Annotated in this window: 13 protein-coding genes; 7 read left to right on the top strand and 6 right to left on the bottom strand. The window is 73.2% G+C overall.

What is annotated here, in order from left to right:
* Nucleotides 1–63 precede the first annotated feature (63 nt).
* Nucleotides 64–630: a hypothetical protein gene (locus M8J74_RS12555; protein WP_249836450.1), complete on the top strand. Its 567-nt coding sequence runs from the start codon at nt 64–66 to the stop codon at nt 628–630.
* A 26-nt stretch (nt 631–656) separates the two neighbouring features.
* On the opposite strand, the gene M8J74_RS44495 is transcribed toward M8J74_RS12555, so the two are convergent.
* Entirely contained in the window at nt 657–785 is a 129-nt protein-coding gene (locus tag M8J74_RS44495) for a hypothetical protein (protein WP_283948094.1), read from the bottom strand.
* Nucleotides 786–1,367: 582 nt separating this feature from the next.
* On the opposite strand from M8J74_RS44495, the gene M8J74_RS12550 reads away from it, so the two are divergent.
* The gene (locus M8J74_RS12550) at nt 1,368–1,913 is read left to right on the top strand and encodes a hypothetical protein (protein ID WP_249836449.1); all 546 of its coding nucleotides are present in this window, start codon (nt 1,368–1,370) and stop codon (nt 1,911–1,913) included.
* Between the two features lie 63 nt (nt 1,914–1,976).
* On the opposite strand, the gene M8J74_RS12545 is transcribed toward M8J74_RS12550, so the two are convergent.
* The gene (locus M8J74_RS12545) at nt 1,977–3,968 is read right to left on the bottom strand and encodes a CDP-glycerol glycerophosphotransferase family protein (RefSeq protein ID WP_249836448.1); all 1,992 of its coding nucleotides are present in this window, start codon (nt 3,966–3,968) and stop codon (nt 1,977–1,979) included.
* 290 nt (nt 3,969–4,258) lie between these two features.
* Here M8J74_RS12545 and M8J74_RS12540 point away from each other — a divergent pair, with 290 nt between their 5' ends.
* Together M8J74_RS12540 and M8J74_RS44815 are read left to right on the top strand one after the other, a co-directional pair.
* Nucleotides 4,259–6,013: a SpoIIE family protein phosphatase gene (locus M8J74_RS12540; RefSeq protein ID WP_249836447.1), complete on the top strand. Its 1,755-nt coding sequence runs from the start codon at nt 4,259–4,261 to the stop codon at nt 6,011–6,013.
* 61 nt (nt 6,014–6,074) lie between these two features.
* On the top strand, nt 6,075–6,569 hold the full coding sequence (locus tag M8J74_RS44815) for a DUF3553 domain-containing protein (RefSeq protein ID WP_249836446.1): 495 nt from the start codon (nt 6,075–6,077) through the stop codon (nt 6,567–6,569).
* Nucleotides 6,570–6,594: 25 nt separating this feature from the next.
* On the opposite strand, the gene M8J74_RS12530 is transcribed toward M8J74_RS44815, so the two are convergent.
* A complete protein-coding gene (locus M8J74_RS12530) occupies nt 6,595–6,762 on the bottom strand; it encodes a hypothetical protein (protein WP_249836445.1) in 168 nt (55 codons plus the stop codon).
* 320 nt (nt 6,763–7,082) lie between these two features.
* Nucleotides 7,083–7,775, bottom strand: a complete 693-nt coding sequence (locus M8J74_RS12525) for a GAF and ANTAR domain-containing protein (RefSeq protein WP_249836444.1) — start codon at nt 7,773–7,775, stop codon at nt 7,083–7,085.
* Between the two features lie 179 nt (nt 7,776–7,954).
* Between M8J74_RS12525 and M8J74_RS12520 the strand changes: the two genes are divergently transcribed.
* Nucleotides 7,955–8,269 (top strand): hypothetical protein, encoded by a 315-nt coding sequence (locus M8J74_RS12520; RefSeq protein ID WP_249836443.1) that lies wholly within the window; start codon nt 7,955–7,957, stop codon nt 8,267–8,269.
* Between the two features lie 78 nt (nt 8,270–8,347).
* The gene (locus M8J74_RS12515) at nt 8,348–9,091 is read left to right on the top strand and encodes an SAM-dependent methyltransferase (RefSeq protein WP_249836442.1); all 744 of its coding nucleotides are present in this window, start codon (nt 8,348–8,350) and stop codon (nt 9,089–9,091) included.
* A 35-nt stretch (nt 9,092–9,126) separates the two neighbouring features.
* Here the strand turns inward: M8J74_RS12515 and rph are convergent, their stop codons facing one another.
* Both rph and M8J74_RS12505 read right to left on the bottom strand, forming a co-directional pair.
* A complete protein-coding gene (rph, locus tag M8J74_RS12510; protein WP_249836441.1) occupies nt 9,127–11,724 on the bottom strand; it encodes a rifamycin-inactivating phosphotransferase in 2,598 nt (865 codons plus the stop codon).
* A 266-nt stretch (nt 11,725–11,990) separates the two neighbouring features.
* On the bottom strand, nt 11,991–12,866 hold the full coding sequence (locus M8J74_RS12505) for a LysR family transcriptional regulator (RefSeq protein ID WP_249836440.1): 876 nt from the start codon (nt 12,864–12,866) through the stop codon (nt 11,991–11,993).
* A gap of 83 nt (nt 12,867–12,949) precedes the next feature.
* Between M8J74_RS12505 and M8J74_RS12500 the strand changes: the two genes are divergently transcribed.
* Entirely contained in the window at nt 12,950–13,675 is a 726-nt protein-coding gene (locus M8J74_RS12500) for an SDR family oxidoreductase (protein ID WP_249836439.1), read from the top strand.
* Nucleotides 13,676–13,719: the final 44 nt, after the last annotated feature.

The following is a 13,719-nucleotide window of genomic DNA, read 5'->3' as shown; positions in this document are numbered from 1 at the left end:
CCCCGGCGTTCGACCTGCACCACCCGGAGATCGCCGCGCTCGAGGCCGAGGCGGTGAGGTGACATGGCACAGGCCGTCCTGGCGGTCGGCACCGCCCTGGTGACCGCGTCCGGCTGTGTCTGGTACGTCCCGGCCCTCGTCGACCTGCGGGCGGGCGCCGACCGCCCGGACTCCCGCCGCCTCGCCGCGGCGGCCTGCCTCACCGGCTGGGGCACCGCCGGCCTCGTCACCGTCCTGCTGTCCGTCGTCGGGACGTGGTGGCCGGTGGCCGGGACGGTCGCGGCGGGCGCGGTCGCCACGGCCGGCCTCCGCGTCCGTGCCCTCGTCCGGCGCCGGGACGAACGGCGCGAAGTGGCCCGGCAGTGGGCGGCGTTGAGCCCGGGCCCGCCCCGGCACGGCAGAGCCGACGACAGCGCCCGGGACGTCTTCGCCGCCCTTCTGGGCTCCGCCCTGGCCGTCGCCGCGGTCGCCGCCGCCGTCGCGGTGAGCCCGGCGACGGGCGGCGGGATCGACTGGCTGGTGGCCGCGGCGCCGGTCGCGGTCGCGGGCCTGATGCTCGTCCTCGCGGCCACACACGCGCGGACGACCCGCCGCGGCCCGGCGCCAGGCCGCACGCGCCACCCGAGTTGAGGAGCGTCCGGGACGGGCGACTTCGGCTACCAGCGCAGCGGAAGGGCCGCGAGATGCTCGCCGAGCAGCCCGGAGATGATCCGGTGGTCGTGGACTGAGGGGTGCCAGTCGCAGCCCCGGTAGTCCAGGCCCGCGCCGTCGTAGTAGCAGTGCATCCTCCGGTCGGTCGGTGACGGCGGTCCGAACGGGCTGCCTTGTGAACGGACATCGACTTCGGGGGAGGGACCCTCGGGGAAGGCAGGCAGGGCCGCATGGCCCTGTCCAGGGCGGGGCGCCGGTGATTGGGTTGAGGAGACGGGGAGGGCCCCGTACAGAGACGCGGAGGAGCAGCGGGGGGCTGCGCACCGCGTGATCAGGGACCACGAGAAGTGGTCGGGGCCCTCCCCGTCGACGTCATGGGCGGCCCGGACCGGGCCCGTCTCGTGCGGGGGGAATGGGCGGGGCGGCGCACGACCTCCCCAGGACCGCGCCGCCCCACTCCGGTGATACGGCGCCCGTATACCCCGGCTCGCCGCGATCAACCCCCCGATCGGAACGCGATCGTCCGTCGAACTTCAAGTGGGCTGCTAGCCAGGGGAGTTCGGCGGCGCTTCTCGCACGGGCCGGGAAGCGGGAACTACGCCTGCGGGAACCGGACCAACGAAGGCGGCCGGGGCGGCGCGGTCGGGCGTCTGGCGGCTTCGTCGGGGAACGCGGAGCATGCTGGGAGGGACACGAACGAGCCGGGAGGTACGCGCATGCGGTGGTGGACCGGAGCGTGGGTGCTCGCCGCGGTGCTGGCGCTGGCCGCGTGCGGCTCGTCGGACGGCGGCGGGCGGGCGTCGGGCAGCCCCTCGGGCAGCCCGTCCACGGAGCCTACGTCCGGCACCCCGGCGCCGCCCTCCCCGACGCCCTCGTCCTCCGCACCGTCCGCGTCGGCGGCCTCGCCCTCGCCGTCGGCCACCGGCTGCGTGGCGGGGCTGACCCGGGTCACCGTCGAACCGGGCGACCCGGTCCAGCGGCGGCTGTGCGTACGGCCGGGGACCGTGATCTCCCTGGTGCTGCGGCCGCGGGTGGACGACAAACGGTGGACGGACGTGCGCAGTTCGGCGCCGGTCTTCGTCGTGGTGACCGGCTGGCGTGTGGACGCCGACGGCACCGCGCACGCCACCCTGCGAAGCGCCGGGACCCGGGGCGGCAGCGCCCGCGTCACCGCGCCGGCGAAGGCGCCGGACGTGGCGGGTGCGGCGCGGGTGGCCTTCACCCTGGACGTGACCGTCACCCCGTACCCGCGCGAGGGCTGAGCCGGGCGGCGCCCAGGGCCGGCCCTACGCCGGCCGGCCCCCGGGCGTGCGTGCCCTGTGCGCTCACCCGACGAGATCGGTGGATTCCCACAGTGTCCGGTCCTCGGCGAGTTCCGCCGCACCCTTGTCGGCCAGGGCGTCGACGGCGGCGTTGAACCGCGCCATGGAGGTGGGGTGGTCCGGACCCAGGACGTACTCCTTCAGCGTGCGGCGCTCAGCAGCCATGAGGTCCAGCCGCGGCTCACGCACCGTGCGCAGGATCTCCGGGAGGCGCTCGCAGGCGCGGTCCAGCAGGTAGGCGCCGCCCGCCGTGGTGTAGGCGGCCCGGAACTCCTCGTCCGGCAGGTCGTCGGCGTTGGTCAGCACGTACGGCTTGAGACTGGCGACGAAGTCGGCGACCACCGACGACACGTCGCTGATGAGCACGTCGGCCTGGTTGAAGCACTCGTACAGGGAGGGCAGTTGCTCCAGGACCACATGGTGTGCGACCGGGCCGCGGCTCTCCCAGAAGAGCCGGTGCCACTCGGCGTGCAGGGCCTGCCACTCGGCCGCGTCGTCGTGCTCGGGCGGACGCGCCTGCCGGGTCTGCTGGGCGTCGTCGCCGGCCTGCCGTCCGGCCAGTTCGTCGATCCGGGACCGGATCGAGGCCAGCCGCGAGCGGACCGCGGCGGACGCCGCCCGCGACGGCGCGGCCTCCCGGCGCTCGTTGTCGGCGTCCAGCAGTGCGCGGATCGCCCGGTCCGCGGCGGCCGCCTCGGCCGAACGCCTGCCGGTGAGCGGATGCGGCTTGTAGAGGATCCGGACGTCGTCGGCGAGGAGCTTCTCGATGAGGGGAACGCCCATCGGGATCAGGGAGGTGTGGCAGTCGTCGTCGCTCCAGCCCTCCCAGGTCGGGGCGTACATGACGACCGGCCGCGGGCCGGGCGTGTGGTCGGCGTGCAGCCGGATCGGCGCCAGTTGCGGGCGGCCCACCTCGACGATGGCCTCCTCGCTGATGGCGTGCCGGACGCGCCGGTAGCGGTCGCGGCCGGCCCGGCCGGCCACCCAGATCTCGTCGTAGACCTTGCTGACCCGGTTGCTGCTGGCCAGCTTGTCGCTGTCGCCGTGGCCGATGAAGACGTGTTTGGCCTCGGCCACGCGCAGCATGTGCACGTTCTTGCCGGCGTTGCCGGGATACAGGACGACCCGGATTCCGGACAGGTCGAGCTCGGCGAGGTCGTCGGCCTTGGGCACGCAGAGCACCGGGAGCCGGGTACGGCTGAGATGGTGGAACGAGGCCCGCTCGCGCAGGATGATCAGTGGGCGCCGGTCGAGCCGCTCCAGCGTCTCGATCCACATGTTGACCTGGTACATGAAGTCCCGGGACACCGCGGCGAAGCTGAAGTACAGCGCCACCTCGGGGCGGTGAGCGGCGAGTTGGCGGTCGACCTCGGCGAGGATCTCCTCGCGCGAGGGCATGCGGCGCACCCGGACGTACTGCCCCAGCAGCGCGGTCACCGCCGCCGTGGTGACGCCGACGGTCACGGCGAATCCGCCGTACGCCGTCTCCCAGCGGCCGGTGGCCAGCGCCGCCAGGAGTCCGGCGTGTGCGGCCAGGTCCAGATGGAGGAGCTTGCGCAGGTAGCGCCGGAACAGGAAGGCGGGCGGCTGCTTCGGGATGGGCAGCGCGCTCATGTCGAGGTTGCGCACCACCAGCGGCAGCACCCGCCGTCTGCGGATCGCGTGATGCAGCGCCGTGAACAGCATCACCAGCGCGAAATGAGCGCTGAAGACGGCGAGCCCGGCGATCAGCACGGCGTCGGGCGCGTCCATCCGGTCGGCGAGGGCGAGCAGCATCACTGTGCGGACGGCGAACCGCAGCGTGCGGTCGAGCTGCAGCGTGGCCAGCCGGCGGACGAAACCGGGGGCGCGGACGTGCAGCGCCTCGTCCGCGAGATAACTCACGGTCGACGCCACGGCGAAGCCGCCCAGCGACGGCAACAGCGCACAGACGGGCAGGGCCGCGAAACCGGCGGCCAGCAGAAGGACGAGGAGCAGGTCAGTCGTCCCGCGCACGCGCAGGACACCACACAACCGACGGGCCATCATGGACAAGGTTCCCCCCACGGAACTGACTACGGGCGGTAAGCGCCGCGCATGCCAGTTCGACCCGGACCGAGGGCGCATAGTTGTGCACCTGGAGATCGGAATTTGTTCACTTTCGATTCACACCGGCTCTCCCTCCACTTCCGTGCGAGCTTCGGTCAGGAGTTCGAAACGGTGTGCACTTCCGCTCCGGAAGGGCATACGGGAAGGGCACCCGGGGCAGGGGGCGGCGGCAGCGCGAGCGACGAGAAGGTGAAGACATGGCCGAGCCGGTGAACCGGCGGACCGCACGGCGCGAGGCCGTGCCGGCGCCGTCCGCCGAGCTGACCACGGCACTGGAGGCCATCGGGGCCGGGGCGTACGTCGTGGACGACGAGGGACGCATCATCGCCGCCAACGTCCTCACCGAGCGGCTGCTGGGCCGGCCGGCCGAGGATCTGCTGGGCCACGACGCGCACGAGCTGCTGCACCGCGGACCGCGCGGCCAGATCCTGCCGAGGACGCAGTGCAGGATGCGCCAGGCGTTCCACGACCGGCGGCCGGCCCAGGCCGACATCGACTACTTCGCGCGCGCGGACGGCACACTGCTGCCCATCTCCTGGATGATCACGCCGTACGACGTCGCCGCCGACGAGGGCCGCACCCTCATCGTCTTCCACAGCGCCGAGGACCCGCTGGAGCCGATGCCGCAGCCGGAGCCGGCGACCGAGCCGATGCCGGAGCTGGAACGGCTGGCCCTGCTGGCCGAGACCACCGCGCGCCTGACGTCCACGCTGGACACCGAGGAGACGCTGCGCCGGCTGGTGGAGCTGGTCGTGCCCCGGCTGGCGGACTGGGCGGTCGTCGACCTGATCAGCGAGCGCGACGAGGTGTGGCGCACGGTCGTGGTGCACGCCGAGGACGACGGCGCCCTGGTCGAGCGGGAGGACCTGCAGGGCCCGATGCCGCCGGTCCCGCAGGAGTCCCCCATGCCGCTCTCCCGGGCCCTGCGCGGGGTCGCCTCGACCCTGGCGGACCAGCAGACGTACCGGAAGCCACCGGACGCCGGCATCGCGGTCGAGCAGCGCCGCCTGTTCGACGTCACCGGCATGCACTCCGCGGCCATCGCGCCCATCCGCAGCACCCGCGACGTGCTGGGCGCCCTGACGGTGGGCCGCTCCGAGAACCCGGTGGCCTTCACCTCCGCCGAACTCCCGCTGATCGAGGACATCGCCCGCCGCGCCGGTCTCGCGCTGGACAACGCCCGCCTCTACCAGCGACAGCGCAAGGTCGCCGAGACCATGCAGAACCATCTGCTGCCCCAGATGCCGGGCGTGCCGGACCTGCAGATGACGGTCCGCTACCTGCCCGCGCCGCACGCCTCGCAGGTGGGCGGCGACTGGTACGACGCCTTCCGCCTGTCCGACGGCTCCACCGCCCTGGCCATCGGAGACGTCGTCGGCCACGACCTGGAGGCCGCGGCCGGCATGGCTCAGGTCCGCAACATGCTCCGCGCCTACGCCTGGTCCCAGCAGGAACCGCCCAGCCGCATCGTCGAACGGCTCGACGAGGCGATCCAGCACATCACCGACGTCTCCATGGCCACCGTGATCTTCGGCCGGCTCGAGGCCGCGGAGGAGGGACACTGGCGGCTGTCCTGGACCAACGCGGGCCACCCCCCGCCGTTGCTGATCAGCCGCGACGGCCTGACCCACTACCTCACCCAGGGCCACGGCCTCCTCCTGGGCACCGGTGCCCGGACCAACCGTTCCGACGCCACGGTCTCCCTCCCGCCCGGCTCCACCCTGGTGCTCTACACCGACGGGCTGGTCGAAGCGCGCGGCCACACCCTGGACGTGGGCCTGAACCGGCTGCGCCAGCACGCCGCCGCCCTGGCCCACCGGCCCCTCGGGGCGTTCACCGACCAGCTGCTGCGCCGCGTCCGGCCGGCCGAGAACGACGACGACGTCGCCCTGCTGGCCCTGCGCACCCCCGGCCACGCGACGGACTGGGGCGCTTCCGGCGACCGGCGGTGAGCCGCCCCGGTTCGGGTACTCGCGCCGCGCCGAGTTCTTCGACCGGAGGTGATCGCATGCCGTGCGGGCCGACGACCGGGGGCGGGTGCACGCGGTCGACGGCACGACGCCCGAGGACGCCACCGCACGCGCCGCGGAGGAGGCCCGCGCCCGCGGCAGGCTGGAGCGGTCCAGGCTGGAGATGGTGCTGGGATACGCCGAGGCGACGGGCTGCCGCCGGCGTTTCCTGCTCGGCTACTTCGGCGAGCCGTACGAGGCGCCGTGCGGCGGCTGCGACGTGTGCGCGCCCGCCTCGGGCGCCGGCTCCTCCTCCGCGGAGGACACGGTCGTCGACGGGGTCGGCGAGAGCGACGGCGACCGGCCGGCCCATCCCGCGGCCCCGTCCTACCCGGCGGGCGCCCTGGTGCGGCACAGCGAATGGGGCGACGGCACGGTGATGAGCGAGGAGGGCGACCGCATCACCGTGCTGTTCGACTCCATGGGCTACCGGACGCTGTCCCTGGCCGCGGTCGCCGACCAGGACCTGCTCACGGCGCGCGAAGGCGACCGGAGCTGACCTGACGCCGGTCCCGGGACCGGCGTCAGCGCCGCGCCACCACGCGCAGCGTCTTCACCGAGGGGTCCGCGGCATCGGGGATGAGCACCCCGTGCTCGACGCCGCTGGCCACTCCCCCGGTGCTGACCACGGCGTCGTCGACGAGGTGCTGCAGGAAGTCGCGCACGGAGGCGGTCTCCGTCAGCCAGCCCATCCACCGCCCGTCACCTCCCGTGTCGGGGCTTCTCCAGGGGTCCGGAATGTGCGGATACCCGCTGAGCGGAGGAATGCGCCGCGGACCGAGGTCCTCGTTCCCGACCGAGACGTCCGCCCGAGGCTTCCGCCCGGAGGACGTCGTACGTCAGGCGGCGGGCCCGTGTGACACATGCGGGACGTCGTGCGCTGTAACCGGTGGGCCGTGATCAAGGCCCGCAAGGCCCGCTTCCCCCGTGCGGGTCCTTGCCCACGGGCCGGGCGGGTGCGATTCCCCCCGACACCTGCCCGCCCGTGGCCCGCCCCGCGGGCGAGGTGAGATCAGGCCTGTCGCGGAGGGTCCTTGCGGACCCTCTGGGCGACGTCGCGCAGCTTGATGTTGTGCTGCTGGGAGATGCGGCGCAGGACGTCGAAGGCGTCGTCCTCGCTCAGCTTGTGACGTTCCATCAGGATGCCCATGGCCTCACCGATGGCGTGCCGGGTCTTCATGGCGTCCTCGAGCTGGTCGATCGTACGGGCGTCGGCCAGGGCGACGGCGGCGTGCGAGGCCAGCAGCCAGCCGGCGGTCTCGATGTCCTTGCCGAACGCGCCGGGGCGGCGGGAGTACAGGTTCAGCGCGCCGAAGTCCTCGTCGTGGGTGTAGAGCAGCACCCCGGTCATGCTGCCGATGCCCAGGTCGCGGGCCGCGGCCGCGAACCGGGGCCAGGCCTCCTGCGGCTGTGTCATGTCCTCGATCCGGAAGACCCGTTCACCGTTCGCCCGCTCGGCCAGATCGAAACAGGGGCCCTCGGCCAGCTCGCCCTGCAGACGGTCGGAGGCCTCGACCACGTCCCCGCAGGCGGACAGGGTGACCGCCCGGCCCTTGCGCACCGCCAGGATCCCGGCGGCGTCGCAGCCCTCCACCAGGCGCACGGCCGACTGCGCGATCTCGTCGAGCGTCCCCTGCACCGACTCCTGGGCCAGCAGGCTCCGCGCGAGCCCTGCCATCGCCTCGGCGAACTCTCGCCACTCCACTGTCACCACCCGCTTCGTTCACCGGTTCGGCCAGCCTACCGCCCACCCTCGCGCGGGCCCCGGCCGTGCGGACGCGGGGGGCCGCGAACGGTGAGGGTGCTGTGACCATGCGCTCTTCGCCCCATCGAGCCGGTGATTGCGGGTAGAAGGACGGCCCGGTCTCACGCCAAGGTGGTCGTATGCACGTTCCCGGATTGGAATCACGCGTCGTCGACCTTCACGCGGCGCCGTCGGAGGACGCCCAGCTCCGTCGCGCCCTCACGGCACAGTCCGCCGTCCACATGGCGGAAGGCGCGCTGGCCGTGCTGGGGCCGGTGCCGCTCGCCGAGGCGAGGCAGGTGCTGGTGGGTCTGGGCCGCGCCGTCGGGATGGATGTCGCCACCGTGGCGGAACACCTGCTGAACCTGGTCCAGGGGCGGGACGCGCCCGTCGCCGTGGCCGACGGGCTGGATCGCGCGCTGGCGCCGTACCGGCGGGACGAGCCACTCGTCTGAGAGAACCGAACGCTCAAGTCGTAGGCGCCGCACGCTAAATGAGGTGCGGGCGCGCTCCGCGGTCGGCACGCTGCCCCGGTGAATCGCGAACAGATCTCCCGGATCGCCCATACCGAACACCCGATCAAGTCCCCGCTCGCCGACGACTCGGTGCGCCGCCTGCTCGAACGCGGCCTGCCCAGGGGCGACGAACGGGTCCTCGACCTCGGCTGCGGCACCGGGGAGTGGCTGCTGCGCGCCCTGGCCATGCGGCCGGGGGCGCGTGCCGAAGGGGTGGACATCTCCGAGGAGGCGCTCGCCGGGGCGGCCGCCCGGGCGAGCGATCTCGGGGTACGGGACCGGCTCGTGCTGCACCACCGCAAGGCCGAGGAGTTCGTGTCCGGGGAGCCGTTCGACGTGGTCCTCAGCTTCGGCGCCGCGCACGCCTTCGGCGGCCTGCTCCCCACGCTGGCGGCGGCCCGCCGGCACCTGGCTCCCGGAGGCCGGGTCCTCGTCGGTGACGGCTTCTGGGACGGGACGCCCTCGCCGGAGGCCGTCGAGATGCTCGGGGACTTCACCGACCTCGCGACCACCGTGGAGCGGGTCGTAGCCGAGGGCTGGACCCCCGTCGACGGACACGTCAGCACACGTCGGGAACTGGACGACTACGAATGGTCCTGCTGGGGCTCCCTGGCCGCCTGGGCCCTGGATCACCCCGACGACCCGGACAGCGCGCAGGCCCTGCGGACGGCCACCACCCGGCGCACGGAATGGCTTCGCGTGTACCGGGACTCCTTCGGCTTCTTCTCGCTGGTACTGCGTCGCACACCCGGCTCCGACTGAGCCGGCGGTCAGGGGCAACTGCCGGGAGGCAGGGATCAGGGCAGGATCTCCACGTAGCCGTCGGTGCCGTGCACGCGGATGCGCTGTCCGTCCCGGATCAGCCGGGTGGCACGCTCCACGCCGACGACGGCCGGCAGCCCGTACTCCCGGGCGATCACCGCGCCGTGCGTCATCAGACCGCCCACCTCCGTGACCAGGCCCGTGATGCCGACGAACAGCGGCGACCAGCTCGGGTCCGTGCAGGCGGTGACCAGGATGTCGCCCGCCTCGAGATCGGCCTGCGCCATGTCGAGGATGACGCGGGCGCGCCCCTCGACGGTCCCCGCGGAGACCGGCAGACCGATCAGCGCGCCGGCCGGTACGTCGTCGCGCCGGTACGCCCCGTCGAGGCACTCGCCGTCCGACGTGAGCACGCGCGGCGGCGTGAGCGCCTGGTAGGAGCGGAACGCCTCTTCGCGCCGCCGGACGAGCGCCTCGTCCACCCGCATGGTGCGGGCGGCCTCGTGGAACTCGGGGAAGGTCAGGTAGAAGACGTCCTCCTTGTTTCGCAGCACGCCGGCCCGCACCAGGCGCTCGGCCTCCTCGAGCAACGCCTGCTTGTAGACGAAGTAGCGGCTGACGATGGCGTACTTGGGGTACTCCCGGTACCCGATGAAGGTCCGCACCCGGTCGATCATCCGCTGGGTCTCGTCGGCTTTGCGGTCGCCGTCCGGCAGCGCCCGCAGCCGGGACAGCACCTCCTGCTCCTTCTCCCGCGCCCTCTGCCGTCCTTGCCCGAACCGCCGTCGGGCGGCGCCCGGTTCGAAGTTCCTGACGTTGTCCAGGATCAGCGGCAGGAGCGTGTCGGGGCGCTCGCGCCACCGGGGCCTCGTGATGTCGATCTCCCCGACGCAGCGCATGCCGTACCGGTCGAGGTAGGTCTCGATGGCGTCGCGCGCCTCCGTCCCGCCCGGGAGGCCGACCAGGTCGTCCAGGAAGTTCTCGTCCTCGACCGACTGAAGGAACGCCACCACCTCCGGATGCGGGCGGACCGCGTCCGCGACGTCGAGCAGCGCCAGGCCCATCTCCGAGGTGACGTTGCCGGGGGCGGACAGTGTGAGCGTGTCGGCCGCGTTCTTCTCGCCCAGCCACTCCCGCAGCTTGTCGTTGAGCCACCAGGTGGCCTCCATCCCCGCCATGATCGCGGGGAGGTTGAGCGGATCGGTGAGAACCCGCTTGTGCTCCTCGAAGGCCTCCAGCAGGAAGTCGAACAGCGCCGGTCCGCTCCGGCCGCGGATGTCGTGCCGGAGGGCCGCGAGGAACTCCTCGTTGCGCTTGATCAGGCCGGTGACGACGGCCGGATCGGTCTCGACCGACGCGGGCGCGCGCCTGGCCGGCGGTCCGCCGGGGCCCGCGTCCGGCAGCGTCGGGACGAAGCCGTCGTGGTCGAGGACGGTCTCCAGCGCGTCCCTGGTCAGCGGATCACCCCGGCCGATGAGGTCCAGCAGGGCGGGACGGCCCGTGGGCGAGGACAGCTGCCGGGTGACGTCGACGAACAGCCTCCCGCCGGCCTCGGGCATCGGCGCCATGGCCGTCATCCGCCACACCGAGAGGCCCAGCGGCTTCATGGCGTCCGTCATCATCTGCTGGTGGCCGACGGAGACGTAGACGTGGTTCTCACCGTCGTCGGTCTCGGGCACGGGGAACAGCGTCGTGACGGGCCGGCTCTGGACGATGTGGAAGCCGTCGTCGACCAGGCACCACTCGATGTCCTGGGGACGGCCGAAGTGCGCCTCGACGCGCCGGCCGAGCCGCACCAGCCGCAGGACCTGCTCATCCGTCAGCGCCGGCTGCTCCCGCGACCGCGCGTCGACCGCGACCTCCCGCGTACCGCCGTCCGGCAGGGCGTGGACGGCGCGCTCCTTGGCGGCGATCGTCCTGGCGATCACCTCGCCGTCGCGCACCTTGAACACGTCCGGGTTCACCAGGCCGGAGACCAGGGCCTCGCCGAGCCCGAAGCCGGCGTCCACCGTGGCGACCTTGCGGTTGCCGGTGACGGGGTCGGCCGTGAACAGGACGCCGGCCGCCCGGGGGAAGACCATCCGCTGCACGACGACGGCCATGTGGACCGTGCGGTGGTCGATGCCGTTCCGCCGGCGGTAGGTCACGGCCCGCTCGGTGAACAGGGAGGCCCAGCAGCGGCTGATGTGCGTCAGGACCGCCTGCCTTCCTACGACGTTCAGGTACGTGTCCTGCTGGCCCGCGAAGGACGCCGTCGGCAGGTCCTCCGCCGTAGCGCTGGACCGCACGGCGTAGGCGGCGTGCTCGCCGTGCCGGGCGATGGCGCCGGTGAGTTCGGCGGCGATGTCGTCCGGGATCGCCGTTCCTTCGACGGCACGGCGGATGCGTGCGCTGAGCGTGCCGACCCCCTCCCGGTCGCCGGGGTCCAGGCGGGACAGTTCGTCGAGCCGGTCCGCCATCGACGGGACCCGCGCCATGATCCGCCGGAAGGCGTCCGTCGTCACACAGAAGCCGCCCGGCACCCGGACGCCCTCGATCCGTGCCAGGCCGCCCAGGTGGGCGCCCTTGCCGCCGACGGCCGCGACCCTCGTCTCGTCGACCTCCTGAAGATCCAGCACGTACTGCTGGCTCATCGCGACTCCTCCAGGGCAGCCGTGCCCTCTCGCACCGCACTGGCAGCCAAAGCGCCCGCGCCGGTTAACAGCCCACCCATGTCGTGCCCTCGTTTCCGCAGGTCGTGACCTCGGCGGACGATTCTGCGGGGTGATGGGGGCCTTGCCGCAAGCCCCCCACCGGGTTATAAGTTGAAAGTGGCGAGGAGAGGACTCCTCGCCTTCGTCGTTCCCCCCCGGCCTCTCCGGCCGCCGAAACGGATCGGCCGTGGGCCGGCACAGAACTCTCAGACGTCCGCGGGGGGCGCCGTGTCGCGGAGTGCGGCCGCCGACCTCACGAGGGAGGCCACGGCCAGGGAGTGGCTCCCGGACGGCCACGCGAGCACCGTGGTGACGCGGGGGGCGTCGACGACGGGGACGGCGACGTGTTCGGGCCACTGCCAGGCACGGCTGGACGCCGGGATGACGAGCAGCGTCCGGCCGAGCGCCACGAGTTGGGCGAGCGTCGACTGGGTGCGCACCTCCGGGCCGGGGCCTTCGGGGTAGGAGCCGTCGAGGCGGGGCCAGCGGGCGATCGGCAGGTCCGGGACGTCGCTCACGTCGGCCAGCGTGAGCCGGTCGCGGGAGGCGAGCGGATGTCCCGCGGGAAGGATGGCGACCTGGCCCTCGACGTGCAGGTCCTCGGTGTCGAACCCGGCGAGGTCGTCGTACGGGCGGTGCATGAGCGCCACGTCGGCCTGCCCGTCGCGGAGCAGTCGGGCCTGCTCGCCGATCTCACAGAGGAGGACCTCGACCGGTACGGCACCGGGTTCCGCCGCCTGCGCGTCGAGGAGCCGTCGCAGCAGTTCGTGGGAGGCCCCGGCCTTCGTGACCAGGACCAGGGGCCGCTGCGGGTCCGCGGCGCGACGTGTCCGGCGCGCCGCGGCCGCCACGGCGTCGAGGGCCGTCGCGGCCTCCCGGAGCAGCACCCGGCCGGCCTCGGTGAGCGCCACACCGCGCCGGTCCCGGTCGAGGAGCTGGACGCCGAGGCGCCGCTCCAGCAGCCGGATCGCGCGCGACAGAGGCGGCTGCGCGATGCCGAGCCGCTCGGCTGCGCGTCCGAAGTGCAGTTCTTCGGCGACGGCGACGAAGTACCGAAGCTCGCGAGTCTCGAGATCGACCACGCCGGCAGCCTACTGGCCCATACCCGGCGGGTATCACAGGAGCCCGAAGCGGTATTGGACGGTGCAGGCGCGGCGCGCCGAGCATGGGCCGGGTGAACGACACGAAGACCGCGCTGGTCACCGGCGCGAACAAGGGAATCGGTTTCGCCATCGCACAGGGGCTCGGGGCGATCGGCTTCACGGTCGCGGTGGGCGCCCGCGACGACGGCAGGCGCGAGGAGGCCGTCGCGCGCCTGCGTGCCGGGGGCGTCGACGCGTTCGGGGTCGCCCTCGACGTCACCTCCGACGGCAGTGTGGCGGAGGCGGCGGCCGCCGTCGAGGAGACGGCGGGGCGACTCGACGTACTCGTGAACAACGCGGGCATCTCCGGGCGGGCCGACGGCGGCGCGCAGGATCCGACGACGCTGGACCTCGACGTCGTCCGTACGGTCCTCGACACGAACGTCCTCGGCGTCGTGCGGGTGACGAACGCGATGCTCCCGCTGCTGCGCCGTGCCGCCTCGCCGCGCATCGTCAACATGTCGAGCAGCATGGGGTCGCTGGCCCTGCAGCCGGGCCCGGTGCTGGCCGCGTACGCGCCGTCGAAGTCCATGCTCAACGGCATCACCACGCAGTACGCCCGGCAGCTCGCCGACACGCACGTCATCGTCAACGCCTGCTGCCCCGGCTATGTGGCGACCGACTTCACCGGTTTCGCCGCGCCGCGGACACCGGAGCAGGGGGCCGCGATCGCGATCCGGCTCGCGAGCCTGCCGGACGAGGGCCCGCGCGGCGGCTTCTTCGACGACGACGGCGTCGTCCCGTGGTGATGCCGCGCAGTGCCCGCGGCATCGGCGGCGCGAGGGGCGACGTC

Source organism: Streptomyces panaciradicis (assembly GCF_023516615.1).
In the GTDB taxonomy this organism is placed as follows: domain Bacteria; phylum Actinomycetota; class Actinomycetes; order Streptomycetales; family Streptomycetaceae; genus Streptomyces; species Streptomyces panaciradicis.
This window is presented reverse-complemented; position numbering and strand designations above follow the sequence as displayed.

Bases quoted from the DNA above. Each gene is read 5' to 3' on its own strand.
- M8J74_RS12550 (WP_249836449.1), top strand. From the start codon at position 1,368: ATGCGGTGGTGGACCGGAGCGTGGGTGCTCGCCGCGGTGCTGGCGCTG.
- rph (WP_249836441.1), bottom strand. From the start codon at position 11,724: ATGAGCCAGCAGTACGTGCTGGATCTTCAGGAGGTCGACGAGACGAGG.
- M8J74_RS12540 (WP_249836447.1), top strand. From the start codon at position 4,259: ATGGCCGAGCCGGTGAACCGGCGGACCGCACGGCGCGAGGCCGTGCCG.
- M8J74_RS44495 (WP_283948094.1), bottom strand. From the start codon at position 785: ATGCACTGCTACTACGACGGCGCGGGCCTGGACTACCGGGGCTGCGAC.
- M8J74_RS12500 (WP_249836439.1), top strand. From the start codon at position 12,950: ATGGGCCGGGTGAACGACACGAAGACCGCGCTGGTCACCGGCGCGAAC.
- M8J74_RS12555 (WP_249836450.1), top strand. From the start codon at position 64: ATGGCACAGGCCGTCCTGGCGGTCGGCACCGCCCTGGTGACCGCGTCC.
- M8J74_RS12520 (WP_249836443.1), top strand. From the start codon at position 7,955: ATGCACGTTCCCGGATTGGAATCACGCGTCGTCGACCTTCACGCGGCG.
- M8J74_RS12530 (WP_249836445.1), bottom strand. From the start codon at position 6,762: ATGGGCTGGCTGACGGAGACCGCCTCCGTGCGCGACTTCCTGCAGCAC.